Raw genomic sequence first — 25,887 nt, forward strand, 5'->3', positions numbered from 1 at the left:
ACAGAGTGAATAAATGCAAAGTGAAATTATTGTAGCGTCGTCTTTGAGTGTTCGTTTTAACGAGCAAACCGTATTAGACGATGTTAGTTTTGCCGTTAGAAAAGGCGAGGTTTTTGCGCTACTTGGCGGTAATGGAGCGGGTAAATCTACCACGTTAAAAACCTTTCTTGGTACTGTGCAGCCTTCAGCGGGTAGCGCAATGGTACTGGGTATGTCTGTTGCTGATGAGATAAGCACTATTAGAAGTAAAGTCGCCTACTTGCCCGAGTCAGTCACCCTTTACGGACATCTTTCCGGTGTGGAAAACATAGAATATTTTCTCTCACTGGCCCAAATATCCCGCACGTCAGATGAAATAGCTGATGCGCTGAATCGCGTCGCCCTGCAATCCGCAGCATGGAACCGTGCGATGAGCCATTATTCCAAGGGAATGCGTCAGAAAGTTGCCATTGCGCTTGCTCTATTGCGGGAAGCGCCTGTGTTATTTTTAGATGAACCCACATCGGGTTTAGACCCGAATGCGATTGATGAATTTAATCAACTCATCGCTGCGCTGGCGTCTGAAGGCACGACTGTGTTTATGGTAACTCATGATGTCTACGGCGCCTGTCAGATTGCCCACCGCATTGCTTTGTTGGATCAAGGCAAAATTGTAGGAATGTTCGAACGTGGTGAGGCATCTCATATCGACACTGAAGCCGTTCACACTGCGTTTTCTGCGAGAAACAAGCGATGAGCGTGATCAGTCAAATAGCCAAAGACGAATGGCATTTTTGGAAGCGAACAAAAACAGCTACAACCATACTTGTCACCGGTATTGTGCTAACTGTTATTTCTGCTGTGGTTAATAGTGTGCAGATGGAAAAGGCCAGCCATGAAAGGGAGCACTTCCAGGCTGCTTCAGAAGCGCAGTTTTTAGACCAGCCAGATCGCCATCCGCACAGAATGGTGCACTATGGTCACTACGTCTTTCGCGCACCATCGCCGCTCAGCGTCATTGAACCCGGTGTTGATGCCTACACAGGTACCTCGATTTTTCTCGAGGGGCACAGGCAAAACAGTGCAGTTTTCTCCGATCAAAGACAAGCTTCAGGCATGACACGCTTTAGCAGTTTAACACCGGGGTTTTTGCTACAAGTCCTTGTTCCGCTTTTTATCATACTAATCGGGTATGCCAGTGTTAGTCGCGAAAGGGAAGCCGGCACACTCAATATCATGATAACGCAGGGAGTCAATCTCTGGCATCTAGTGATGGGCAAATATCTGGCATTAGTTGTTAGTGGTGTACTTATGTTGTTGCCACTTGTGCTTGCTGCATTGTGGGCAATGACCAAGGGTGAATCACTGTTACTGACAATGAGTTTTGTTGTTGGGTACATGCTTTATATTCTGGTTTGGAGTGGCATTGTCTTGGCCGTTTCAGCGCTGAGTAAAAAGAACAGCGCGAGTTTTGCAACACTGGTTGGTATGTGGATTGTCTTTTGTATTCTTATTCCAAGAATTGGCAGTTCAAGTGCTGCTGTGCTGGCACCGTCACCTGGAAAGTTGGAAACGGACTTAGCGGTTTATGAGGAAGTGCGTAAGCTCGGCGATGGTCACAATGCTTCATCTCCTGCATTTGAAAAGTTAAAGAAAAACCTGCTGATAAAATATAACGTTGACAGTATTGACGAATTACCAATTAACTTTCGCGGCACGGTTGCAAAATACTCTGAGGAACAACTCACTAATATTCTCAACAAGTTTGCCGAAAAGCGCATGGATGAAGAGCTGTCACAGGCAAAAATTGCCCGACAATTTGGTTGGCTTACGCCTACTACAGCCATTCGCTCATTGTCCATGATGATTGCTGGCACCAGTCTTGAAACTCACCATAGATTTTTACGGGAAGCCGAAAAACTCAGATTTGATTTTGTTCAGTCGTTGAATCAGGTCCACCAGGATAATCTGGATTACAAAGCGGATATGAATCGTCACAACGATGATAAAGCCGCTCGTGTAAGTGCAAACAACTGGCAAGTCTTGTCAACGTTCTCGTTTAAGCCAGACCCTCAAATTGTGCGCTTAACGAATAGCATACCTTATTTTCTTCAGCTACTCCTGTGGGTCGGGCTTGTCCTTCTTGTTCTTAATATTGCAGTACGGAGAATGCGCCGATGAAGGTATTTCCAAATGTAAGCCGGGAAGCCCGATTTCTTTTCAGGCAAAAGTACGTGTTAGGCATCTTGGCCATTGTTGCTGCGCTATCTGTTTTCGCAGTATGGTCCGGAATAAGTGAAACGCAAAGTCAGTTGTCCACCATAGAGCGATTAAAAGAAAAAGATAAAATCGATAGGGATAGCGTTATCGCCCATCAATCAGACTATGGCATGGTGGCGTATTACGCGTTTAATCTAACGTATTCAGAGCCGTCCCCACTTGCTTTTGCCGCGGTTGGGCAAAGAGATGTTTATCCGTGGAAACATCGCATTCGCATGCTGGCGCTTGAAGGTCAGATATATGAAACCGATGCTGATAATCCCGAGCTTTCATTCTTAGGACGTTTTGATTTTGCGTTTATCGTCAGCATTCTATTGCCGCTGTTTGTCATTCTTTTGCTGCATGACCTTCGCGCTTCTGAGCGGGAAGCCGGACGTTACGATTTACTCATTACCACTGCAGTTAAACAAAAGTATCTGTGGCTTAGTCGCGCATTTGTGTTGAGTGCAGCATTGGCGCTGGCCATGTTAGTTCCGTTTATTATTGGAGCATGTATTTCTGGCGTTCCCTTTGTTGAAACAACATTGACAGTGATTGTCGTGGTAGCGCACATACTTTTTTGGACCTTGCTGATCCTTTGGTACACGTCGAGCAAACTGAGTACAAAACAGAGTGCGACGAAAATTGCGTCGGTACTCTTGTCTGTGTGGATAGTTGTAAGTGTGTTAATCCCTGTTGGCAGCGATGTTGTCATTGATAACATGGTTTCCAGCCCTAGTGGCGGCGAGATCCTGCTAACCCAAAGGGAAGCCGTGAATGACGCATGGGATCTACCGGATTCAGTAACTTGGGACGCGTTCTTAGCCACGCACCCGCAATGGAAAGATCATATTGAGATGGGCCCTACCTTTGAATGGAAATGGTACTACGCCTTCCAACAGGTGGGCGACCAGAAAGTCAGTGCGCTTTCAGAAGCCTATCGCCAGGCGACCATGGAAAAAGATGTCTTCGCAGGACGCTTTTCACTGCTGTCGCCGCCTATGCTGATACAAAGGTTGATGTCGTCATTAGCCAAAACAGACACACGAGCGGCAATGCAATACGAGCAGGATATTCGTGCCTATCACAAAGCTTTACGGCATTTTTATTACCCGTTGCTGTTTACCAGAGCAGAATACAGCGTAGAAAAAATGTCTGAATTACCCAAATTTGCAGACTATTCGACTCAATAAAAAATGACCACGATTACGAGGAAATCAGCATTTATGAAATGCCATATACCTGTGCAACAGCTAAAACCACTGAGCTTCTGTGTTGCTGTTGCTATACAGATACCTTTTGCCGTCCAGGGAGCCGATAGTATAGAGTCGGCTGAAGATAGTCTGGAAGTGATTCAAGTAAAAAGCTTGCGTCAATCCTACCGCGGTAACGTGAAAGCAAAAGACTTACCCCAGGCTATTGCCACCATTTCCAATGAAACCCTGGAAATCACTGGAATCACTGGACTCACAGACTCCCTCGAGCTGGTTAGCGGAGTAACCCGACAAAATGATTTTGGCGGTTTGTGGGATATGTTTGCCATTCGTGGTTTTGCTGGCGACGAAAATTTGCCCTCCGCTTACCTAATCAACGGGTTTAGCGCCGGTCGTGGATTTAGTGGCAATCGCGATACCTCTAACGTTGCCTTTATAGAGGTACTTAAAGGGCCAACTTCTGCACTTTATGGCCGCGGAGAACCCGGTGGAACGGTGAATATCACCACCAAAAAACCGGAATTCGAGGAATCGGGCTACGTTAGTTTCACTGCTGGAAGCTTTGCGCAATTTCGCACTGAAGGTGACTACACAAATTCACTATCAGACAAGCTGGCGTTCCGAGTAAATGGCGCCTTTGAGGATTCAGAAAGCTATCGCGATACGGTAGACAAGAGAAAAACGGTAATAACGCCGTCGTTTCTTTACCAACTTAGTGACGACACTTTGTTGAGTTACGAGTTGGAATATTTGAAACAAGAAGCTGATATGGATCGCGGTGTTGTATTTGTAGAAGACAAGCCATTTTCTTATTCCAATTTTTACGGAGAGCCAGCCGATGGCCCTGTTGAGATTGATGCTATCGGCCATCAGTTTGAACTTCAGCATGACTTCTCGAATAATTGGGCGTTTAACGCGGGGTTGAGTGTGCGCACTTCTACCTTCGAAGGGAGTGTTTCTGAACCTCGCTGGTATGACGCTGATAACAACTATGTGGTTCGCCAGCGCCGTTACCGGGAATTTGATGCGGAAGATTATTCTGGTCGATTTGAATTTAGTGGTAGTGCTGAGTTATTTGGTTTGTCACACAATCTTCTTATCGGCGGTGATTTATACGAATACGAACTCGATAGATTAATCCTGCGCTATCGTCACTCAGGAGCAGAGGGAGATGGCGCTGATGCATTCGCCATTGATTACGATAATCCAACCTACACAGATGTATTGCCAGAGATGGGACCAAATACAGATGATCTCGAAGAGCAAAGTGGGCAAGGTGTTTACTTCCAGGACCAAATTGATTTAACTGATACTGTGAAAGTCATGTTCGGTATTCGCTTCGATCACTTTGAGCAAGACATCACTAATCGTCGCACCGACACGAAAACAAGTATTTCTAAATCCTACTCGAACCCTAGATTAGGTTTGGTATACGAACTGTCTGATGAAGCCCGTATTTATTCTAGCTATTCAGAAGGTGCAAGGCCAAACTCAGGGGTAAATGCTGAAGGACTTGGTCATGAGCCGGAGGAGAGTAAATCCTGGGAAGTTGGTCTTAAATGGGAGTTAAATGATCTTGGCTTCCAGGGCTCAACAGCCATTTTTACGACAGAGAAAAATAACATCCTGGCAAGTAGCCCTGCTGGTGACGGTACGACGGAAGCCATTGGTGAAGCACAAAGCCAGGGTGTTGAGTTAGACATGTCATACAGTATTACCCCTGATCTGCAACTCTCTCTATCCTATGCCTATGTGGATGCCGAAAATGCCAAAGAAATTACGCTATGGGATTATTACGTGATTGAAGAAGGCGCACGCCTTGGCAATGTGCCAGAACACAGCGGCAGTTTAATGCTTCGTCAGTTCGCAGAGTTTGGCAATTATACTGGTAATGGCGGAGTAGTGATTCAATATGTGGGCAAACAGTTGGGTGACTTTCTCGAACAGGATTTTGATTTACCCAGTTATACCCTGGTCAACCTGTTTGTGAATGTGGATTTAACAGAGCGACTGTCACTGAATCTAAACATCAATAACTTACTTGATGAAGAGTACTACCAGAACTCTTATTTTGAGGCCTGGACTATGCCGGGTTCACCACGGGCAGTAAAAGCCAGCGTAAAATACGCATTTTAATACGCTAACGACCTACGTACGGCGGGTGTGTTGCTCGTCGTACGAGGTTGTATCAGAACACTATTCGTTTTACTATCTAACAGCGTTAGTTAGAAACGTTAAGAATAGCGCTGTCCTGCAGAGTAAAAATAACATAGTGTTGCGCTTGTTTCGTCAACAGCCTCTCATGTAAATCTCCCTAACATCCCCGATGCAAACACAAGTACTAGAAAACCTAAAAGAAGTTCTGGTGGTTTGATTTATAACACTTAACCAATTTGCTAGAATAGCGCTCAAATTTTTTAATGCCTTGAGAAGAGGCTGTGCTGACGTCCGGCCTTGGCTGACAACTTGGAAATCGGGGCTTAGCGTTAACTTTATTTATTTGTACTAATACTGGTACAAAATGGGAAATTAGATTCATGGCAAATGCCGATTTTCTGAACGAAATCAATAAGCGACGTACGTTCGCTATCATCTCTCACCCTGATGCCGCCCAGCCTTTCAACGCTTAAAATCACCTTTCATTGCACACCACAATCACATCTCTACGTACTGAATTTAAAGGCTTTTTGTCTTTTTCTCGTTTCTTTGCTTTTCAATGATGTTCAAACGTAACCTCGGAAAGTGTGTACAAACTTGAGTACAAATTCCGTTTTAGAGGCCATTGGCGAAATTTCCATGACACAAATCTGGCTGTAGGCCTTTTGGTTACTGGGTTTGATGAAGAAAGTACCTCCTGCTTTTGGTACTTTGGTTTCGACATTACAAAAGCGGAATAAATGCGAGCATCTCTAGCTTGTTGTTTGTAAGGCTATGAATTTAAAGGGTTCGTCATTATGGATTTCGATGTTGCGTATTTCGGTGAATCCGATCGGTCGGGGAAATCAGTGATCGGATTGAACCGAAATGGGTGATCGGAATGGGCCGGAACATGCACCCTCATTTGCGGGCACCGGTGGTGATGCTTTCACTGATGTGTGGGATACCCTAAAAGATTGGACCCAAGGTACTTTGGGACGGATCGTAGCGGGAGCCATGGTTCTGGTGGGTATTGTGGGCGGTATCGCTCGCCAAAGCTTGATGGCTTTTGCCTTGGGCATTGGTGGCGGTATGGGGCTCTACAACACACCAACAGTAGTTGAAAGTGTTATGTCTGCAACCTTACCTGTTGTTGCCAGCACTCAAGAAGTTATTGGCACAACTGTTCCAGCAATCAGCGCCGTTTTACTAGGCACTTGATAATATAGACGGCTTCTCTTGTGCAAGGGGAGCCGTCATCTCAGTCTATCGACAATGATTTTTCGATATCGCAGATCCTTGCCATGAGTACTAAAGGATCAAACGTCGATTCTTTGAAGCCAAATTTCTTGTAGAACGTTTGCGCACTACCATCAATAGCATGGACTAAGATTCCTGCTCCACCGACAGCGTTCATTGCTTGTACTGAGCGAATGATACAATCTTTTAAAAGACCTGCCGCAATGCCTTGACCTTGATAGGCGTTATCTACTCCAAGCCTGGCTAGAATCACCATGGGAATGGGATCTGGACTATTTCTTCTTAATGAACTGAAAGCTTGCTCTCTGGAAACTGATCCCATGGCAATGGCATAGTACCCAATCACTTGATGGACTTCAGTGTCATTGACCACATACACTCTCGCGGTTCCCCGCTTTTGACTCTTTAACGCCTGCTTTCTTAACCAAGTATCGAGTTCTTCGATGCCACATTGAAAGGCGTTAATCTGGTGCTCATCAGCGAGTAGTGTTGGTGCACTTATTCCCAAGGCGCTTTCCTTTTAAACAGATCTTTCATACCTTCAAGAGTCTGTGGCTCTGCACGAAGTTCGTTATCAAACGCTTCAAAAGCCTTTGCTTCAAGAACAAAATCCCGCTGTTCTGCCAGTATACTATGCGCTTCATTGAGCGCTGCTTGCTGAATGAATACGGTTCTATCAACTTTTTTTAAACTTGCTGCGGCATCGATGATGTCTCTTACCGATGGCAGTACTCGCATGTTGATTGGGGCTGTCTTTGTAGCCATGACACCATCCTCTGTATATCTATTTAATACACAGTTTAAATGGTTTTAGCGTGTAGTCAACAGATACACATTATCTTTTGGGGTCTGTGATAGGGAAAAGCGGTTGTAGTTGGCTGGATGAAATTTGCTTGGCAGAGCGCCCCAAGAGCAGTTGTTCAACTATTATGCAAAGCATCGTCGTTAACTAGATGGGTATTTCTGCCAACTCGTTTTAGGTCTCTGTATGCAGTTTGTTTCGTTGCTAACCTAAGTGGTCTGCCAACTAAACTGGTATTTTCTAAAATGTTTATCGGATTTCGCTTTGTATGCGTAAATTCAATTGTACCCAAAGGTGTTTTGAATTCACCGGAACGTCCCGTTGTCATAACAGTTAACCTATCTACTGGAATTTGCGAAATAACACCATAATCAGAAAGAGCAGACTCCAAGCTAATGTAGTTACATTCCCCACGTCGAATAGTTTTAGCAATTTGCTCCAACGTGTCGCTGCCTTTCGACTGCGCTAAATTGAATAAGTACACACCATTAATCATTCGAGTTAGCAAGCCATCGTCTTGCAAACGTTTAATTCCTGCACGCAATGCTCGTTCATTATCTTGATGAAAGATTTTGGCCAGATCTGAATTAGTAAAAACACAGCGACCACGCTTGTCATATTCTAAGAGCTTTTTAATTGCCTCAGCCTTTCTCACAATACGCCTCTAGTTGTCAAGGATGACACTTAAACATGTCATGAGTGTAGACTTAACTTTAGTAGGGCACAAGTTTACAAGAATGACATCAAAAAGTGTCAAATTTGTTGACTTGGTTTCTAGGGGGGGATTAAAAGGACTTGGTTAGTTTACACAGTGATGAATTTTAACACCCAGAGTGTGAAAAAGCGGGTTTAGGTAAACTAGATGAATTGGGGGAAGCCTGTAAGGCTGCCAGAATGAAAGCTATACCTTCACAAATAGTGCGTAACAACAAGTGGCACCCTAGCAAGGCACCCAATTCTTCAATCTATCTAACCGAGTCCACATAGGACAACTGCATAGACTGGAGCCTCGATTTACATTAACGAGGACTCCTCATGCGAAAACTATCTCCAATTATTCTGGCGCTTGCGCTGTCTCCATTGGTTCAAGCTGAACCTGTGTCTGAAGTGTCGCCCGTTGGCAAAATTGACGGCATGGTTTCTTTACCTGTCACGGGTATGAAAGCGGTCGAAAGCAATGGCCGTATTGTTTTCATGTCAGACAGTGGCCGGTTCGTCATTGATGGCACGCTCTATGATGCCTGGTCGAAAAAGCCGCTTACCAGCCTTGAAGAAATTCGTGAAGCGGGGAACACGCTGGACTTAAGTCGTCTTGGCTTAAAAATGGATGATTTGAATCCACTGACGCTGGGTGAAGGCAAAAAGAAAGTGGTGGTCTTTGTTGACCCACGATGCCCGCACTGCCATGAGCTTTTGAAACAAGCTTTACCGTTAACCAAAGAATACACCTTCCAAATACTCCCTGTGCCAGTGCTACCGGCGCTATTGTGTTGTTTCGGGGAATTCCTGAAGGAAAGACCTTGGGGGCGGCTATCCGTGATTGGCATACCCTGATGACGGGGCTTGATCCTGTTCCTCAGGTTCGAATCGATCCGAAAGCCTTTGTGCACTGGCGGGTGACTAGCGTGCCTGCCATTTTCCGCATAGAAGATGACAAGGTGACTGCAAGTGCACTAGGGGTTTACAGCAAGGACTGGTTGCAGCGCCAAATTGAAACTGGCAATGCCGGTTCATTGGGTCAACGCGGTCCTATTCATTCGATTTTAGAGCCAGATTTGATGCAAGTGGCGATGCAGCGTTTACAGTCGATTGACCTGGGCGCGTTAAAGAAAAAAGCCATTGAGCGTTTCTGGTCTGGCCAAACATTTACTGAGTTACCCAAAGCCACGCAGTATCGAATAAGAATGGTTGATCCAACCATCTTCATGCAGCGGCCACTGTTGGATGCCAATGGCCGAACATTGATCCCAGCAGGAACGCGTATTAACCCGCTCAAAGCCTTGCCATTTACTCAGCAGCTCGTGGTGTTTAATGCGTCGAACGCTGAAGAAGTGGATGCAGTAGCGCATTGGCTTGAGGGCCAAGATAGGACACTGCGCCGCATTACGCTTATCACCACGCAGCTCGACCGTGCCCAAGGCTGGAATCGTCTCAATGCGCTCGAAAAGACATTGGGCAGTCCGGTTTACCTTCTCAATGCCTCGCTAAGGCAGCGCTTTGATCTGCAAGTCACCCCATCGTTTGTTCAAGCAAAGGGACTCGCGTTTGAAATAGAAGAAATTCCAGCAAAGGAGCTTGTTCATGAAAAAGCTCAATAATACGTATCGTCTGTTGTGGACTCTCGTTGTCATGTTTGTCCTGGGCGCATCTATTCCTGCAAAAGCCGAATTGACCTGCCCAGACGCGGGGTTATTGTCCGGCAAGTTGCTGACGGATGTTTGCTGGTCATGCATTTTTCCTATCCGGGTTGCCGGTCTTCCTCTTGGCTCTGGCAATGTCCCAAGCGGCGCATCAAACAAGTCATTTTGCTTATGTGAAGACAACTTAGGTGTGCCAAGGCCAGGTATTGTTACCAGCATGTGGGAGCCCGCGCGTTTGATTGAACTGGTCAGAACGCCAGGTTGTTCGCCTTCCCTGGGAGGGATTCGTTTACCGTTAGGTGATAGACGACTGCAAGGTGGTCATGGCGAGGGTGAATACGACACCGGTGATCTCGCTTTCTACCATTACCATTATTACGCCTTTCCGCTTTTGGTCATGCTCGATTTGTTCATGGATGGCAATTGCAATGCCGATGGTTACATGGACTTTGACTTGATGTATTTGTCGGAATTGGACCCAACATGGCTGAACGATGAACTGGCCTTTTTTACTCAGCCTGAAGCGGCTGCCGTTGCCAATCCATTGGCTATATCTGCTTGTACCGCTGACGCTGCCTCATCAACGCTTGGTAAACCCATCGACCAGTTGTTTTGGTGTGCTGGCAGTTGGGGGCATCTCTATCCGTTATCTGGCCATACCTTAGCCTTTGGCTCATTAGCAGAAAACACCAGCCATTTAGCGGCGCGTGCAATCGCAGCTCAACACAGGCGTGGTCTTGCAAGGTGAACAATGGGGAACAGTGCGCTATGCCGACCTGTTATCGAACCCATGCTGCCGAAATCCCAATACAAGATGAGTATGTTCTTCCCTGTACCAGAAACTGAAAGTGCGCATGTCATCGGTGAAAGCACCATGAAATGGGGAGAGTGGCGAACAATCCCAGGTGCCGGTGAAGATGCGCTCTATATTTTGTGGCGCTGGCAAGACTGCTGTAACTCGGGAGGTTAACCATGAAACCAACACTTTTCACCCGAGTGTTAGCGGGTATTTTATCTATCACTATGGCGTGCTTGCCCCTACATGGTGTCGCCGCTGATGTGCAGCGCCAATCCGGCTTAAGCGGACAACAAGAAGGTAAGCAATTACTGCAAAACTGGACGATGCCCGCACTTAACGGCAATACGTTGTCGGTGCCGAATGGCAGTGGAAATGAGACGATTAACTTGCAAGAGCTTTTTCCTGGTATGGATCAGGGCTCATTGGATGTCTTAACGGGCGTTTATGGCTCTGATGCCAGTATGAATCAATTGGGGACGCAGCGCCAAGAGAGCATGGCATCCGAAAGTGGCGCTACGGGTGAAGCATTTCGTTCGCTACAGCAAATCAAAGACAGGTCGCGGCCAGATATGGTCAATGATCCGCTTTGGGCATTAACCGATGCGGTTCAAACTGACCCAAATCTATTAACACAAAGCTTCCCCGGCTGTGAGTCTCAAGGTGAAGGCAGCCCAAATTACCAGCAATGTGACAGGCTCAATACAGCGGTTAACAGCTGCACTATTACTCACGATTACACGGCAGGCATCATTGAGCATGTTTCAGGGCCGATGAACCTTCGCTCTTGTGGTGAGGGGTGTCTTGAAGTTTGGATAGGACGAATTGGCGACAACTACTGGAGTGGCCGTTGTAAGGTGTTCGAACAGGCCATCACACTCAAAGTCGTGAACCCCGATGCGATTACCTCAGCCGTTCTTGAGTACGCCAAATGGGATGACTACATGCAAGTGTGGCTTGGCGACCAGAAAGTCTGGTCTGGGCCGAACAATAACTTTCCACCAGAAACGGCAGGTCGCTGCGAGCTCAGTACCAGTTGGGAGCGCAATCCAAATACCGATCTCACTGCCAAGCTAAAAGCGGTAGAACCAGGTTTAGAAGTGCCGGTAAAAATTCGCGTATCGGTTACGGGTAGTGGTGAGGGGTATGCTCGCATCAAGGTGCGCTTTGATCCAACCAAGGTGGTGATGAATGATGGTTGGTCACCGCAATCCTGTATCGAACAAGCAGCGGATATACCGGCGAAGTTTTCAGATTATAGTATTCAATGCACGGATCAGCCTTCTTCAACCAACGGATGTACGGTGGTCAATGGTGTTTCAGTTTGTGAATCCTATTTTGCCCCAAGCCCAGTGGCTGGCATATCGCCTTTGTGTCGGCGTGTACAAGTCAGTGTGGATGACGAAAGCTATAAGGGGATTGAAAATCAGGCCTGCCAAGTGCTTGAAGAGAATCCTTCCTGTGGATTCATGTCGTCAGAATGTGCCGAAACCAATGATAAAGGTGAATGCATTCGTTTTACCGATACCTATGACTGTGGATTGCAAACCAGCGATCCAAAGTGTGTGGTATCCAACCTTATGCCAAGTAATTTTGAGGCCTGTGAGCCTACTCAGATGATTACGCCATTTACTGAAACCAAGCATGTACCGGATTACCAGGTGTGCGAGAAGATCAGCACGCTTACTGAGTGTCAGTTAGAACGACGTGTATCCGCTGAAACCCATCAACAAAGCTGGTCCATTGAGCGCGATTGCTTTAGCTCTGAAACGCTCAGCTTTGTTCCACAGCACAGCAGCACTATGCAAACTGGAAACGCGACGCTGAGAGTGTTTGATAATCAAAATACTGAGATAAAAATCACCGAGTCGCCGTCCAAGGCAAATGGCTGGAAAACGACACTCTCATTGACGGGCAACAAGGAGACGGTGACTGAGACGAAACCGTCCATTAAATACCCTGAAATGACCTGTCCAAAAGGAACCTTGGTTGGCTCATTGTGTAAAGTTGTTAATGGGTCGATTATTTCGTGGCATGATCCTCATTCAGCTTATCTGGAAATGTGAGCAGAGTGAGTTTGAAATGAATGCCAAGCGGGTATTGAAGAGTTGCCACTACGTGGGCTCTTACTGCAAGTCTAAGTTCTTAGGTGCCTGTGTTGAAAAACGGCAGTCATATTGCTGCTTTACTTCGCCGCTTTCACGGATCATTCAAGAACAAGTGCGTCCGCAATTGGGCCTTGGCTGGGGCAGTGCGAAATCTCCAAACTGTGAAGGATTGACCGCGAGTCAGTTAAACCAGGTAGATTGGAGCCAAGTCAATCTGGATGAATGGATGCACAGAAACTGCGTCAGGAGGCTACGGAAGAGATTTCGGGGAGCAACTAATTGAGAATAAGCTATCAATTGATTAAAAAATGTACTACAGTTAAAACTCCCAACTTGCTTAGTAGGGACTATTTGTACCTCTCCCGAACTGACATCTCGGCATGCGCAACTTGCCCATTAAGTGCTGAAATTAAAGGTGTCAGTATGTCTTATAAGAATTCATTACAACGCTTAATAACAACTTCTGAAGATAATAGTAATTTTAATGGTGCCCATTATTTTAAACAGAATTCTTTATCTTATATAAATAAAAAAAAACCATGCGCCATAATTTTTTGTGAAGGAAACTTTTCGAAAACAGATGGAAAAACAGCAAATGGACTCGTTCGCTATTCCCCTAATTTTAGAATTTTATCTGTCATTGATAGCAGTAAAGCAGGGCTTGATTCAGGGTGTGTTTTAGAGCGAGAGAAAAATGGAATTCCAATATATAATAGCTTAAGTGAAGCAATTGAAAAAACAGAAGAGAAACCTGATTTATTTATATACGGAATCGCGCCTTCTAAAGGGTTGCTTCCAAAGGTTCATAGAGAAGTTATTGTTGAGGCGATAAGTTTTGGTCTAAATATAGTTAATGGACTACATGAATATTTAAATGATGATCCTGAAATCCTTAAAATGTCTCTCGATAATAAAGTGGAAATTTTTGATATACGTAAGCCTAAACAACAAAACGAATTGAAAACTTTTAGCGGTGCTATTAATAAGGTTGATTGTCCTAGAATTGTTATTATGGGGACTGATTGTGCTATTGGAAAGCGCACTACAGCAACAATACTTACAAATGCTTTGAGCCGATTGGGACTTAATGTAGTTTTTGTCTCTACAGGACAAACCGGTATTATGCAAGGCTCTTCTTATGGTTTAGTGATGGATGCTATCCCTGCACAATTTTGTCCTGGTGAACTGGAAGCTGTTATTGTTAGAGCGTATACAAAGGAAAAACCAAATATAATTATTATTGAAGGACAAGGAGCCCTTAGTCATCCAGCTTTTGGTACAAGCGCGATGATTATAAAAGGGTGTTCACCTAATGCCGTAATTATACAACATGCTCCTCATCGTAAGTACCGAGTTGATTTTCATGGTATGGAAATACCATCACTCGAAAGTGAAATAGACTTAATCGAACACTTTGCTAGAACAAAAGTAATAGGCATAAGCATAAATCACGAAGATATGAATGATGACGAGATTGATGAGTATATGTATCGGTACTCGAAGAATTTTTCTATACCAATTACTGATGCATTAAGCCGCTCAAATGATTTTCTAACCCATATGGTGTTTAAAGCATTTCCAATGCTTAAAAAACACATATCAACCATACAATGAGCTTTCCTTGTTTAGAAATCGACTGTCGTAAGATTGCTGTGAACATCAAACTCATAATACGTGAGCTAAAAGGTCATAGCATCGATATCTTGCCTGTAACAAAAGTTTTTATGGGGCATCCAGAAATTGCAGCTACGCTTGTTGAATCTGGTGCGGTAATGCTCGCAGATTCACGTATTGAAAATATAGAAAGAATGCGATGTGCTGGAATTAAAGTCCCCATGATGTTGATACGCACTCCGATGTTGAGCCAGGTCGAAAGAGTTGTGTCAAGTTGCGAGGTTAGTCTCAATACAGAGTTGGTAGTAATAAAAGCTTTGTCAGAAGCCGCAAGAACTATAGGTTATTACCATGGGGTTATAATTATGGTGGAGCTTGGCGATCTAAGGGAAGGCGTTATGGTAAATCAGCTCGAAAGTATCATTAAAAAAGTCCTTGAACTGCCAAATATTATTATCAATGGTATCGGTGCTAATTTAACTTGTCGTTATGGTGTCGCGCCAGATAGAAAAAATATGGATATATTATCAAATCTAGTCAACGATATTGAAAGAAGATTTGATATTAAAATGAAAATAATATCAGGTGGTAATTCTGCTAATATTTTGTGGGCATTGAAATTAGAACGCCCATCACGCATAAATCAGTTAAGGTTGGGTGAGTCAATTTATTTTGGAGTCGAAGCCTTAAAAAAACAACACATAACTGGGACCTATAAAGATGCGATTATTTTAATCGCTGAAGTAATTGAGTCCAGTGTCAAACCTTCTAAACCTTGGGGGTGCCGTTATAAAAATGCATTTGGAGATATGCCTGAAATAGTTGAGCGAGGGATGGTTAATCAAGCCCTTCTAGCAATTGGTCGTCAAGATGTTAATCCGTCAGGATTAAGGCCACCCATAGGGATAAAAATTGTAGCGAGTACTAGTGATCATTTAGTCGTTGAAAGTGAGGGTCATATTTTAAAGGTTGGTCAGACAATAAAGTTCAGGATTGACTACGTGGGGTTGCTCTCAGCAATGACCTCTCCATACATCAAAAAGAATTTTTATCACTGAAGTTACTCCCTAATTTTGGAATAATAAATGAAACGCACGCCTTAATTAAGGTGTAAGGTAACGCTTAATAGAGAAACTTATAATGAATCATTACAGTAAACCAGAAAATCCTTGGAGTGGTGAGAATAAATCGCCACCTGACCTTGAAGATATCTTTAAAAGGTTATCTAATTTCAAGTCGATGTTACCAGGTGGCAGCCCTATTAATTTTATAATAGTTATTATTTCTATCAGTATTCTACTTGCAATATGGGCTTCTTTTTATACAGTACCTAGCGATTCTATCGCTGTTGTAAAGAGGTTTGGACAGTTTTCATCCCTTGAGCAACCAGGATTACATTTTAAATTACCACTCAATATAGATAGTGCCACAATTGTACCTGTTAAAAGACAGCTTAAACAAGAATTTGGATTCTCTACACAAGGTGCTAACGATCCTTATCAAAATCCGCGTATCAATGAAGGACTTAAAGAAACACAGATGGTTACGGGTGATTTAAACGCGGCCTTAGTAGAATGGGTGGTTCAATATCGTATTTCCGATCCAGTTAACTTCTTATTTGAAGTGAGAGAGCCCAGTGAAACATTACGTTATGTCTCCGAGTCAGTGATGCGAGAGGTCGTGGGAGATCGTACTGTTGATGAGGTGATTACCATAGGCAGACAAGATATTGAGTCTGAAGCACTCCTTAAAATGCAGGCACTTTCAAGAAAATATGCGATGGGGCTTAGTATTGATCAAGTGCAACTAAAAAATATTAATCCGCCACAACCTGTTCAGGAATCTTTTAATGAAGTGAATCAAGCGCAACAGCAAAAAGAAAAGTTGATTAATGAGGCCCGCAGAGACTACAACAAAGTGATACCTTTAGCATTAGGGGAAAAAGATCAACGCATTCGAGAGGCTGATGGTTATCGGTCAAAGCGTATTAATGAGGCTGAAGGTGATGCCGCTCGATTCAACGCACTATATGAAGAGTATATTAAAGCACCGGAGGTGACTAAACGTCGTATATATTTGGAAACTCTGCAATCTGTTCTACCAGGTATTCGTTCCAAAATAATAATCGATGAGAGAGCCAATAATGTATTACCTTTACTTAATCTAGATAGAATGTCAGGAGAAAGACCATGAAAGTAACGAAATCACTAAGCGCCTTGGCTTTGCTTGCGGTTCTTGTGCTGACTCTAAATAACTCTCTCTATACCGTTGATGAAGTTGAACAGGTCATTATTACACAATTTGGTAAACCCATAGGTAAACCCATAGTTGATGCAGGCCTCCATGTAAAAGTGCCATTCGTTCAAGATGTCAATGCAATAGATAAGCGTGTGTTGGAATGGGATGGCGAGCCGTCAGATATGCCCACAAAAGATAAACTTTATATATCAGTCAATATTTTTGCCCGATGGCGAATCATAGATCCACTGCAATATTTTTTAAGGCTTAGAGATGAACGAAGCGCACAGTCAAGATTGGACGATATTTTGGGAAGCGAAACTCGAAATTCTGTGGCCAAGCATGAATTGATTGAGATTATACGTACCAGTAAGGGCCGAGAGCCTTTGCGTGATGGGCTTTTAAGTGAAATAGATACTGATACAAAAATTGGAGCGTTAGTTCCAATTAATAAAGGTCGGCAACGAGTGGAACATGAAATCTTTACCGCAGCAGCCGAGAAAGTGCGAGTATTTGGTATCGAGTTGCTGGACATACGTTTTAAACGTATCAATTACAACGAAAGTGTTCGTCCAAAAATTTACGAACGCATGGTTAGTGAGCGTCGCCAAATTGCAGAACGGTTTTTATCTGAAGGCAATGGTGAAGCTGCGAGAATTCGGGGTGACCGCGTTAGAGAGTTAAATAGAATTCAGTCAGAAGCTTATCGACAAGTGGAAGATATCAGGGGGCAAGCAGATGCAAAAGCCGCAGAAATTTATACGCTCGCTTACAATCAAAGTGCAGAAGCTGTGAACCTGTTTGAGTTTACCCGAACGATGCAGGCTTATTCCGACATTATTGCGAACAATACAACCCTCGTTTTGTCTACGAATAGTGACTTATTTCAGTACTTAAATAGCTTAGACTCAGAGAGCGAAAAGTCAGCGATCAAACTCGATTAAAACAACATTTAACGCTAAAGATAGTGCCTATTTTATTGGCATGGAGTGATACTGATGAAGGAAACCAACTGCGTTGTTATTGTAACGAAGTATTTTAGCTCGATGGTGTGTTTTAAATTATTGTATTTGAAGGGGGAATATAAAAAACTTCAATGCGCATTCAATTTTACACTGTATAATGATGAATATTCTGGAGAGGGCGGAGCTGATCCAGATAAACGGTCTAATAATGCTTTCTATGATGCAAAATAGCACTTTTTAGTGCTTCTTCGATGCAATCTAATCGAGGCAGTTCCTCTCAATTACCCAAAGAATATATTGACTGGATACTACAACCAATTTATCACTTCCTGAAAATAGAAGCTGCTGCGGGCGTTGTCTTATTACTGTCGGCCTTGGCCGCCTTAGCATTGGCAAATTCACCTTTCAGTGAGGTTTTTGCGAGCTTTTGGCATTTATCAATAGGTATAAATGTCGGTTCATTTGAGTATGAGCGCTCACTGCACCATTGGGTTAATGATGCAGTGATGACCCTGTTTTTCTTTTTGATCGCGTTAGAGCTAAAGCGAGAACTGGTATTAGGTGAGTTGCGTAATCCTAGATTAGCTATGCTGTCTGTGTTCGGAGCCTTCGGTGGTATGTTGGTTCCCGCGCTTATTTATCTTTCCTTACAGTTTGGAGAGATGGGTATGCATGGTTGGGGAACGGTCATGGCAACCGATACGGCGTTTGTGATTGGCTGTCTTGCGTTACTTGGCCAAAGGATACCCAAAAGTTTACGAGTATTTATGTTGTCGTTGGCTGTGGTCGATGATTTGGGGGCAATTATTGTTGTCGCTGTGGGCTATGGCGGTGAACTTAATTGGGGCTTTATTGGGGTTGCCTTGGTGGGGTTTACAATTGTTAAAGTAATGGCTTTTCTAGGTATTCGAAGCATCACTGTATTTTATATCGTTGGCATCTGTATTTGGGTTGTCGTTGATATTTCGGGTATTCACGCGACTGTAACAGGTGTCATTCTTGGGTTGTTGACACCAACGAAAAAATGGGTGAGTGATGAGCGTTTACACACGATTATGGACTCTGTTGTAGCTTATCCTTCAGGTTCCGAACGTGGCGATGACATAAACGAAAGACAGGCGTTGAGAACTGCAGAAGCTGCGGCGCGTGAGGCACTGTCTCCGGTTGAGCGTTTGGAAATACTGCTTCACCCTTGGGTGGGATTTGTTGTCATGCCATTATTTGCTTTTGCTAATGCTGGTATTCCATTAAATGGAATAAGTTTTACTTCATCATTAACGGTAGCCGTCTTTCTTGGTTTTGCCTTAGGCAAACCCATTGGTATTTTCTTGTTTAGCTGGATTGCCGTTCAGCTACGTATTGCAATACTTCCAATTAATTTGCGTTGGAACATGATTTTTGGTGGGGGGGTATTGGCTGGTATTGGCTTCACTATGGCTCTATTTATTGCCAATTTGGCTTATAGCCCTACGGAATTGAATGCGGCAAAGCTAGGTATTTTATTGGCATCCATCTTCTCTGCGTTAGTCGGTATTGCTTTGTTACGCTATTTTACAGCTGTAAAAAGTACAAGTTAAATAATTTAAAGCAACAAAAACCGAGTAAAAATAACCGCAATCCTTAGTAAGGAATATATATGATCCCTATTAATAAAATGCAATGGCATAAACACTATTTGACAATGTTAAAGACGAATTATGGTGAAAAAGCTTATTGGTCTCTACAGAAGTTGGCAGAAGATTTTGAATTTACGTTAAGCGAGCAGCCTTTCATTGTAAAATTGTTTTTAGAAAATGTTATGCGGCATTATGAAAAAAATACAGAGACTACAAGCAGTACTGAGATCAAAACTATTATCAAAGGTTTAAGTTCAAACGGACAATTGGATGATTATGAGTTTCCTTTCTATCCAAGCCGAGTGCTGATGCAAGACTATACAGGGGTTCCTGCTATTGCTGATCTGGCAGCAATGCGAGATGCAGTGCGTGCGGCTGGAGGTGATGCAGAAAAAGTCAATCCGATGTGTCCTGTCGATCTTGTAATTGACCATTCGATTATTGTCGATGAGGCCGGTAATGATGATGCATTGAAACATAATCGCCAATCTGAAATGGAGCGTAATCAGGAGCGCTATCAATTTTTGAAATGGGCGCAGAGTTCATTTCACAACCTGACCGTCATTCCCCCTGGCAGAGGTATCTGCCACCAAGTAAATCTTGAATACTTCGCACAAGTTGTTCGTCAAACCGAAGACGTGCTTTATCCCGATACTTTGGTAGGTACTGATAGCCACACAACGATGATTAATGGGCTTGGTGTGTTTGGCTGGGGGGTAGGTGGTATTGAAGCTGAAGCGGTGATGCTGGGTCAACCGCTCTACTTAAATGCGCCTCAAATATTGGGCGTTAGATTGGAGGGCGAGCTCACACCTGGTGTGACCGCTACAGATTTGGTGTTAAGCATTACTGAAATATTGAGAAATTATGGTGTGGTTGGGAAATTCGTGGAGTTTTATGGTGCGGGTGTATTGAATCTGAGCGTTGCTGACCGAGCAACGATTGCAAATATGGCGCCAGAATATGGTGCGACCTGCGCTTTGTTTCCAGTTGATGAAAAAGTCATCGATTACTTAACCCTAACTAACCGCTCAGAAGATTTGATTGAGCAAGTCAGAGACTATACCGTTGCGCAAGGCTTATTCTATCGAGTAGACGAACCTTGTTACTCCCCCGTCTATCAAGAAACGCTATCTATAGATTTGAATAACATTGTCCCCAGTGTATCTGGTCCAAAAAGGCCGCAAGACCGCTTGCCAATAGCCGCGATTAAACAGAAAACTTTGGATGAAATTGCTTTTGCCGGTCATCAAGCTCCGCTTGAGTTAGAAGAACCGTCAAGCATCATGGACGGCGATCTAGTGATCGCAGCCATTACCTCTTGCACCAACACTTCTAATCCGCAAGTCATGTTACTCGCAGGTCTATTGGCTAAGGCAGCGGTGGAAAAGGGGTTAACCGTACAACCCCATGTCAAAACATCCCTCGCCCCTGGTTCGCAGGTAGTTGCTCACTATCTGGATAATTCGGGTTTGCAATCTTATCTTAACCAATTAGGGTTTTACCGAGTTGGTTTTGGCTGTACGACTTGTATTGGAAATTCAGGGCCTTTGAAAAATGGTCTTGAAGCTTTGATTGAGCAGGGCAATTTACAAGTCAGTGCGGTACTGTCAGGAAATCGAAATTTTGAAGGTCGAATACACCCCTTTGTACGACTGAATTGGTTAGCTTCACCGCCGCTGGTGGTTGCTTTTGCTCTGGTTGGCCACACTCGCATCAATTTGGATACCGAACCATTGGGTTTTGACCAAAGTGGTCAACCGGTTTTTCTTAGAGATATCTGGCCCACACAGCAATTGGTTGATGGCGTTTTGACTCAGATAACCAAACAACTCTATGCATCATCATATGAAAACATTTTAAATGGAGATGATAATTGGCAGCAAATTAACATAGAAAAATCGGTTTGTTTCCCTTGGTACGAAGAATCTACATATATTCGTAAACCACCATTTTTTGAGTTAATTAAGAAACCTTCCTCTATTAAAGACGCAAAAATATTGGGTGTTTTTGGCGATTCAATTACCACCGATCACATCTCGCCTGCTGGCCAAATCAGCCAGACTAGCCCAGCTGGTGAATATCTTATGAAGCAAGGTATTACGCCAGAGCAGTTTAATAGCTATGGTTCGCGTCGAGGCAACCACGAAGTAATGATGCGAGGCACGTTCGCTAATAGACGGTTAAAGAATCAAATTGTTCAACCAATGGAAGGCGGTTACACCCGTTTTTTTAGCAATGACGAGTCGGGTGCTACCGAAGCAGTTCCTATTTATAGCGCGAGCCAGCATTATCAGGCCAAACGTATTCCGTTAGTGATATTTGCAGGCAAGGAATATGGCACGGGTTCCAGTCGAGACTGGGCTGCTAAAGGATGCTTATTGCTTAATGTTAAAGCGGTTATAGCAGAATCATTTGAGCGTATCCATCGCAGTAATTTAGTGGGGATGGGGATCATGCCTTTACAATTACCCTCAAATCTCAACTTGACTGACTTGCACCTGGAGGGAAGCGAGAGTATTACCATTGAATGGCTAGTCAATGGTACGAAACATTTACTAATACCCAAACAAACGTTGATGCTTGTTGTGAATGTTACTGATCCAACGTTACACCAAACATCAGTTAAAAAAGTGCAATCTATACCCGTTAAGCTTAGGATAGATAATGCGCGAGAGTTGGATTATTTTCTATCTGGAGGTGTTTTACATTATGTTATCAACCAGTTTTTTTAGGCGTAAAAGTTGCTCGGTATTCATAAGCTTTCTCGTGGGTTACTTAAGCTAAAAAAACTACGAGGTTGATTATGCGCGAACACAAGTCTGAAGTGAACCACTCGTGAATCTTTAGGCTGCTCTGCGTTACTTTTTAAACACAACTACTGGTTGTTTAAAACCTAGGCATTATCTCTGCTTGGCATTTAGGGCGCTCTCAACATCAGCAACCTGCGTATCTGTTACCCTTCACAAATAGGCGCTTTATCGGATGTATTGGTGCAGAGGGCCATTGAAGTTTTCATTCAATCCACGCTCCCATGAGGAGTAAGGGTTCTCGAAATAGAAGTCCGCGTTTAGCTGGGCTGCAACTAACTTATGGTCACAGAATTCAATGGCGTTATCTGCTGTAATAGTGCGAACGTGGCTACGATATCGCCACAACATATCTATCATAGCTCTACTTACATTTGCCGCACTTTTTCTATGCAATTTACGTATCAGATACAGCCTACTCTTTCGCTCTAATAAACTGACTATCGCTCTTACCTACACCTGTAATTTGCTCAAAGCTCCATTTTTGGCTCAATCCGAATTCGACAAACGTGATTGTAAGTGCAGGAACACAATGTTTGGTTGCCAGACATCGTCGTTTAATTATCTTGGCTTGGGGCACTTCAAGCAGGTAGTGATTATCTCGAATTCTATTGCGCCGGACTTCACGACTAATCGTACTATGATTCACCTTCAGATGCTGCCCAATTTCTCGGTAGCTGAGATCCTCCCATAAGTAGGCTTCGTTCTGGAATAGTTGCCCTTCGATCAAATACTTGTAACTCATGGTTATACTCTTGTTTTTTTGGCGATTACAAAGTACCAACAGACAATCGCTCTCTTCTCACCATTTAACCCTGAGTGGTGCACTTATTATCTGAATTCGGAAGTAGTTTCCTTAATATAGTTTTTGAACCTGTATCTGCTTTTGGCACAGTTGGATTGTTCAGATGTCTTACATAAGAGCTTTTTGAAATAGGTAAGTTAATAATAATTTTAATGTTTATCGGTCTATTCGGGCCTTTGACATTAGCTTATTTTTTTGCCGGTTCTTATTCAAAAGCCACCCGAGTACCGAAGTCTAGTTTTCTATTGGCTAAAAAATAGACTAAGCGTAATTTGTATTAAAATCAACAGCCCCTTCGAGAGGGGCTGGTTGATGGGAGCCTAGTTGGCTAGTTGGCGGGGTTATCTGTTTCCTCTTCAGTGATATCGTCATCGGTTGAAGGCACCGCTTGCTCAACTTCTGCTTCTTTACCCTTAGCTTGGGCTGATTTTCGTGCTCGAATTTCGATATCAATAATGCGTCGTGCAAGTTTGATAATGCGCTGTTGCCATGCGTAGTTGCCATCAACACGTTGCTTGTTGCTAAGCACGCTAGATAACCAGAGTGTGTCCATTGAGATCATCAACGCATCGAGTTTGCGCACTAAGCCAACAAACTGGCCAACCTGGGGCGAGCTGATTTTGGCGTTGAAGGTAATCGGATCGGTGTAGTCAGGTACTTCATCAATTTCGTTCTCATCGCCAATGATGCGTAGGATGACATCGATTCCGTAGAGCGCACTGACCGTCCGTCTAAAAACACGGTCAACGACACGTTGCGCCTGTAAGCTATTAATTGTGAATGATTGTTCAAAGATGGGTTTTGAGTAATTGGGTTTTGCTTGGGCCATAAGTTTGCTCCTGATATGACAATAATCAGTCCCTAGCCTAATCCTCTGTGAGGTAATGGCCTTTCAGCTAGGTGGAAGAATTGAGCATCTTTCTGACTATCCTGTCTGGATAAGACGGTTACACTGACTATCAAATATTGCTGATCTGTTTCAGTGATATCTGCGCCTAAGAGCATGAGCTCAAAGGAAGCCCGCCGCTGAGTTTTCTCAGTGGTACTAAGAGGTAGCTAGCCTCCTTAAACAAATAGCCTGCATGTTTTTACATGCTCAACCATGCGTTCCTTACGGTTCGCCTTTTCACCACCCAACTGGGGGAGTTCTCCCCAGTTGGGGGTGACTCCTTCACAACCAAATTAAGGAGTCACCAATGGAATATATCTTCGGATTTATTATCCAAATCGCAGGCATTATGTTGCTTGCAAAACTGAGCTGGTCGCTTTTGCGATTGCTTGCTCGTCAAAGCGTGCGCCCGTTTCGATTTGTACTTACTCAAATCAAGCGATTGCTCACACCAACACCAAAACGTCGTCCAATGGCAGTGCCTAAAGCTCCTGGTATGCCCCGTTTGACATCTGCGTTTTACAAAGAGCCACATCAGTACGACATGGCTTTACTCGAAATACCAACCTATCTGCGTCGTCAGTCTTCTTTGCCCAGCCGGGTAGAAGCAACTGTGTGCACAGAGTTCAACTAAGACGAGGAGAACATCATGAAAAACCAAGTAACACTCATAGGCTACGTTGGCTCTGAGCCAGAGACGCGAGCCTATCCATCAGGTGATTTGGTGACCAGCATTTCACTGGCCACTTCTGAGAAATGGCGCGACCGTCAATCCAATGAGCTCAAAGAGCATACGGAATGGCATCGGGTCGTTTTTCGAGATCGTGGTGGACTTAAGTTAGGGCTAAGGGCAAAAGATTTAATCCAAAAAGGAGCGAAGCTTTTTGTTCAAGGGCCTCAGCGCACGCGCTCATGGGAGAAAGATGGCATTAAGCATCGATTGACCGAAGTGGACGCGGACGAGTTTCTGCTTCTTGATAGTGTGAACAAAGCATCTGAGCCATTACCGGCGGATGATGCGAGCTCCCAAGCTAATTGGGCACAAACTTATCCTGAACCAGATTTTTAACCGAGCAAAAATGCTTTAACCCAGCCGGGAGTACTTTCCCGTCAGGGGCAGACTCCCACTTTGATTGTCGGAGTCCACAATGGAAAAACCAAAGCTAATCCAACGCTTTGCTGAGCGCTTTAGTGTCGATCCAAACAAGTTGTTCGATACCCTAAAAGCAACAGCATTCAAACAACGTGACGGTAGTGCACCGACCAATGAGCAGATGATGGCGCTCTTGGTGGTTGCAGATCAGTACGGCTTGAACCCTTTCACCAAAGAGATTTTTGCGTTCCCTGATAAACAAGCTGGAATTATTCCAGTGGTAGGTGTCGATGGATGGTCTCGCATCATTAATCAACACGACCAGTTTGATGGCATGGAGTTTAAGGCTTCAGAAAACAAAGTCTCCCTGGATGGCGCAAAAGAGTGCCCTGAATGGATGGAATGCATCATCTATCGGCGCGACCGTTCGCACCCAGTCAAAATCACTGAGTATCTGGATGAAGTCTATCGACCGCCTTTTGAAGGTAACGGCAAAAATGGCCCTTACCGGGTAGATGGTCCATGGCAAACGCACACGAAGCGAATGCTAAGACATAAATCCATGATCCAGTGTTCCCGCATTGCGTTTGGCTTTGTGGGAATTTTCGATCAAGACGAAGCGGAGCGAATTATCGAAGGCCAAGCAACACACGTTGTTGAGCCATCTTTGATTCCACCCGAGCAAGTTGATGATCGAACCCGAGGGCTTGTTTACAAGCTTATCGAGCGGGCGGAAGCTTCAAACGCTTGGAATAGTGCATTGGAATATGCCAATGAACATTTTCAAGGTGTTGAACTGACGTTTGCGAAACAAGAAATATTTAATGCACAGCAACAAGCAGCCAAAGCGCTCACACAGCCTTTAGCTTCTTAGCGCCACGCATTCATTTTACGAACCCTGGCGGGATTATTCTCCCGTCAGGGGGAAGGTCTCGTCTTTTTT

20 protein-coding genes and 4 pseudogenes are annotated in these 25,887 nt (G+C 44.1%); 18 read left to right on the forward strand and 6 right to left on the reverse strand.

What is annotated here, in order from left to right; translation table 11 throughout:
* Positions 1-13 precede the first annotated feature (13 nt).
* The 5 genes from KO518_RS10735 (at position 14) to traA (ending at position 6,809) form a co-directional block, all read left to right on the forward strand.
* Positions 14-736: an ABC transporter ATP-binding protein gene (locus KO518_RS10735; protein ID WP_216025849.1), complete on the forward strand. Its 723-nt coding sequence runs from the start codon at positions 14-16 to the stop codon at positions 734-736.
* Positions 733-2,160 carry a DUF3526 domain-containing protein gene (locus KO518_RS10740; protein WP_216025850.1) on the forward strand — a complete coding sequence of 476 codons (1,428 nt, stop codon included), beginning with the start codon at positions 733-735 and terminating at the stop codon, positions 2,158-2,160. Before KO518_RS10735 ends, KO518_RS10740 begins: the two co-directional genes overlap by 4 nt.
* The gene (locus KO518_RS10745; protein ID WP_216025851.1) at positions 2,157-3,431 is read left to right on the forward strand and encodes a DUF3526 domain-containing protein; all 1,275 of its coding nucleotides are present in this window, start codon (positions 2,157-2,159) and stop codon (positions 3,429-3,431) included. The genes KO518_RS10740 and KO518_RS10745 overlap by 4 nt, the downstream gene beginning before the upstream one ends.
* A gap of 33 nt (positions 3,432-3,464) precedes the next feature.
* Complete coding sequence (locus tag KO518_RS10750; RefSeq protein ID WP_216025852.1) at positions 3,465-5,588, forward strand: TonB-dependent siderophore receptor; 2,124 nt, start codon at positions 3,465-3,467, stop codon at positions 5,586-5,588.
* An 888-nt stretch (positions 5,589-6,476) separates the two neighbouring features.
* Positions 6,477-6,809, forward strand: a complete 333-nt coding sequence (traA, locus tag KO518_RS10755) for a TraA family conjugative transfer protein (protein ID WP_371742299.1) — start codon at positions 6,477-6,479, stop codon at positions 6,807-6,809.
* A gap of 40 nt (positions 6,810-6,849) precedes the next feature.
* On the opposite strand, the gene KO518_RS10760 is transcribed toward traA, so the two are convergent.
* The 3 genes from KO518_RS10760 to abiEi all read right to left on the reverse strand — a co-directional run bounded on the left by KO518_RS10760 (position 6,850) and on the right by abiEi (position 8,305).
* Positions 6,850-7,356, reverse strand: coding sequence for a GNAT family N-acetyltransferase (locus KO518_RS10760; RefSeq protein WP_216025853.1), 507 nt, complete (start codon positions 7,354-7,356; stop codon positions 6,850-6,852).
* Positions 7,347-7,613, reverse strand: a complete 267-nt coding sequence (locus KO518_RS10765) for a DUF1778 domain-containing protein (protein WP_000212004.1) — start codon at positions 7,611-7,613, stop codon at positions 7,347-7,349. The genes KO518_RS10760 and KO518_RS10765 overlap by 10 nt, the downstream gene beginning before the upstream one ends.
* A 155-nt stretch (positions 7,614-7,768) precedes the next feature.
* Positions 7,769-8,305 carry a type IV toxin-antitoxin system AbiEi family antitoxin gene (abiEi, locus tag KO518_RS10770; RefSeq protein WP_216025854.1) on the reverse strand — a complete coding sequence of 179 codons (537 nt, stop codon included), beginning with the start codon at positions 8,303-8,305 and terminating at the stop codon, positions 7,769-7,771.
* Between the two features lie 380 nt (positions 8,306-8,685).
* Between abiEi and KO518_RS10775 the strand changes: the two are divergent.
* The 10 genes and pseudogenes from KO518_RS10775 to acnA all read left to right on the forward strand — a co-directional run.
* A pseudogene (locus KO518_RS10775) lies at positions 8,686-9,126 on the forward strand (DsbC family protein); the annotation flags it as partial.
* Positions 9,117-9,968 (forward strand): annotated as a pseudogene (locus KO518_RS10780) (TrbC family F-type conjugative pilus assembly protein); the annotation flags it as partial. The pseudogenes KO518_RS10775 and KO518_RS10780, both read left to right, overlap by 10 nt.
* Positions 9,952-10,980: pseudogene (locus KO518_RS10785) on the forward strand (TraU family protein). The pseudogenes KO518_RS10780 and KO518_RS10785, both read left to right, overlap by 17 nt.
* 2 nt (positions 10,981-10,982) lie before the next feature.
* A pseudogene (gene traN, locus KO518_RS10790) lies at positions 10,983-13,143 on the forward strand (conjugal transfer protein TraN); the annotation flags it as partial.
* A gap of 194 nt (positions 13,144-13,337) precedes the next feature.
* A complete protein-coding gene (locus KO518_RS10795; protein ID WP_216025855.1) occupies positions 13,338-14,528 on the forward strand; it encodes a DUF1611 domain-containing protein in 1,191 nt (396 codons plus the stop codon).
* Complete coding sequence (locus KO518_RS10800; protein ID WP_216025856.1) at positions 14,525-15,586, forward strand: alanine/ornithine racemase family PLP-dependent enzyme; 1,062 nt, start codon at positions 14,525-14,527, stop codon at positions 15,584-15,586. The genes KO518_RS10795 and KO518_RS10800 overlap by 4 nt, the downstream gene beginning before the upstream one ends.
* A gap of 82 nt (positions 15,587-15,668) precedes the next feature.
* Entirely contained in the window at positions 15,669-16,721 is a 1,053-nt protein-coding gene (hflK, locus tag KO518_RS10805; protein ID WP_216025857.1) for an FtsH protease activity modulator HflK, read from the forward strand.
* Positions 16,718-17,710 (forward strand): protease modulator HflC, encoded by a 993-nt coding sequence (gene hflC, locus KO518_RS10810; protein ID WP_216025858.1) that lies wholly within the window; start codon positions 16,718-16,720, stop codon positions 17,708-17,710. The genes hflK and hflC overlap by 4 nt, the downstream gene beginning before the upstream one ends.
* A 272-nt stretch (positions 17,711-17,982) precedes the next feature.
* Complete coding sequence (gene nhaA / locus KO518_RS10815) at positions 17,983-19,308, forward strand: Na+/H+ antiporter NhaA (protein ID WP_216025859.1); 1,326 nt, start codon at positions 17,983-17,985, stop codon at positions 19,306-19,308.
* Between the two features lie 59 nt (positions 19,309-19,367).
* A complete protein-coding gene (gene acnA / locus KO518_RS10820) occupies positions 19,368-22,082 on the forward strand; it encodes an aconitate hydratase AcnA (RefSeq protein ID WP_252736092.1) in 2,715 nt (904 codons plus the stop codon).
* Positions 22,083-22,325: 243 nt separating this feature from the next.
* Here acnA and KO518_RS19940 read toward each other — a convergent pair whose 3' ends face one another.
* The 3 genes from KO518_RS19940 to KO518_RS10830 form a co-directional block, all read right to left on the reverse strand.
* Complete coding sequence (locus KO518_RS19940) at positions 22,326-22,553, reverse strand: hypothetical protein (RefSeq protein ID WP_252736093.1); 228 nt, start codon at positions 22,551-22,553, stop codon at positions 22,326-22,328.
* A 19-nt stretch (positions 22,554-22,572) separates the two neighbouring features.
* Positions 22,573-22,902 (reverse strand): helix-turn-helix domain-containing protein, encoded by a 330-nt coding sequence (locus KO518_RS19945; RefSeq protein WP_252736094.1) that lies wholly within the window; start codon positions 22,900-22,902, stop codon positions 22,573-22,575.
* 388 nt (positions 22,903-23,290) lie between these two features.
* Positions 23,291-23,791, reverse strand: a complete 501-nt coding sequence (locus KO518_RS10830; RefSeq protein ID WP_216025860.1) for a hypothetical protein — start codon at positions 23,789-23,791, stop codon at positions 23,291-23,293.
* A 367-nt stretch (positions 23,792-24,158) separates the two neighbouring features.
* On the opposite strand from KO518_RS10830, the gene KO518_RS10835 reads away from it, so the two are divergent.
* The 3 genes from KO518_RS10835 to bet all read left to right on the forward strand — a co-directional run bounded on the left by KO518_RS10835 (position 24,159) and on the right by bet (position 25,818).
* Complete coding sequence (locus KO518_RS10835; protein WP_000455722.1) at positions 24,159-24,485, forward strand: hypothetical protein; 327 nt, start codon at positions 24,159-24,161, stop codon at positions 24,483-24,485.
* 15 nt (positions 24,486-24,500) lie between these two features.
* On the forward strand, positions 24,501-24,920 hold the full coding sequence (locus tag KO518_RS10840; protein ID WP_216025861.1) for a single-stranded DNA-binding protein: 420 nt from the start codon (positions 24,501-24,503) through the stop codon (positions 24,918-24,920).
* A gap of 79 nt (positions 24,921-24,999) precedes the next feature.
* Positions 25,000-25,818: a phage recombination protein Bet gene (bet, locus tag KO518_RS10845; RefSeq protein WP_216025862.1), complete on the forward strand. Its 819-nt coding sequence runs from the start codon at positions 25,000-25,002 to the stop codon at positions 25,816-25,818.
* The last annotated feature ends 69 nt before the right edge of the window (positions 25,819-25,887 follow it).

Origin of the sequence: Aestuariibacter sp. A3R04 (genome assembly GCF_018860805.1) — a bacterium.
Classification (GTDB): domain Bacteria; phylum Pseudomonadota; class Gammaproteobacteria; order Enterobacterales; family Alteromonadaceae; genus Alteromonas.

Coding starts and splice junctions, on each gene's coding strand:
- KO518_RS10835 (WP_000455722.1), top strand. CDS start 24,159: ATGGAATATATCTTCGGATTTATTATCCAAATCGCAGGCATTATGTTG.
- nhaA (WP_216025859.1), top strand. CDS start 17,983: ATGCAATCTAATCGAGGCAGTTCCTCTCAATTACCCAAAGAATATATT.
- KO518_RS10840 (WP_216025861.1), top strand. CDS start 24,501: ATGAAAAACCAAGTAACACTCATAGGCTACGTTGGCTCTGAGCCAGAG.
- KO518_RS10745 (WP_216025851.1), top strand. CDS start 2,157: ATGAAGGTATTTCCAAATGTAAGCCGGGAAGCCCGATTTCTTTTCAGG.
- KO518_RS10830 (WP_216025860.1), bottom strand. CDS start 23,791: ATGGCCCAAGCAAAACCCAATTACTCAAAACCCATCTTTGAACAATCA.
- KO518_RS10795 (WP_216025855.1), top strand. CDS start 13,338: ATGTCTTATAAGAATTCATTACAACGCTTAATAACAACTTCTGAAGAT.
- KO518_RS10735 (WP_216025849.1), top strand. CDS start 14: ATGCAAAGTGAAATTATTGTAGCGTCGTCTTTGAGTGTTCGTTTTAAC.
- KO518_RS10765 (WP_000212004.1), bottom strand. CDS start 7,613: ATGGCTACAAAGACAGCCCCAATCAACATGCGAGTACTGCCATCGGTA.
- hflK (WP_216025857.1), top strand. CDS start 15,669: ATGAATCATTACAGTAAACCAGAAAATCCTTGGAGTGGTGAGAATAAA.
- KO518_RS10800 (WP_216025856.1), top strand. CDS start 14,525: ATGAGCTTTCCTTGTTTAGAAATCGACTGTCGTAAGATTGCTGTGAAC.
- bet (WP_216025862.1), top strand. CDS start 25,000: ATGGAAAAACCAAAGCTAATCCAACGCTTTGCTGAGCGCTTTAGTGTC.
- KO518_RS10740 (WP_216025850.1), top strand. CDS start 733: ATGAGCGTGATCAGTCAAATAGCCAAAGACGAATGGCATTTTTGGAAG.
- acnA (WP_252736092.1), top strand. CDS start 19,368: ATGATCCCTATTAATAAAATGCAATGGCATAAACACTATTTGACAATG.
- hflC (WP_216025858.1), top strand. CDS start 16,718: ATGAAAGTAACGAAATCACTAAGCGCCTTGGCTTTGCTTGCGGTTCTT.
- KO518_RS19945 (WP_252736094.1), bottom strand. CDS start 22,902: ATGAGTTACAAGTATTTGATCGAAGGGCAACTATTCCAGAACGAAGCC.
- traA (WP_371742299.1), top strand. CDS start 6,477: ATGGGTGATCGGAATGGGCCGGAACATGCACCCTCATTTGCGGGCACC.
- KO518_RS10750 (WP_216025852.1), top strand. CDS start 3,465: ATGAAATGCCATATACCTGTGCAACAGCTAAAACCACTGAGCTTCTGT.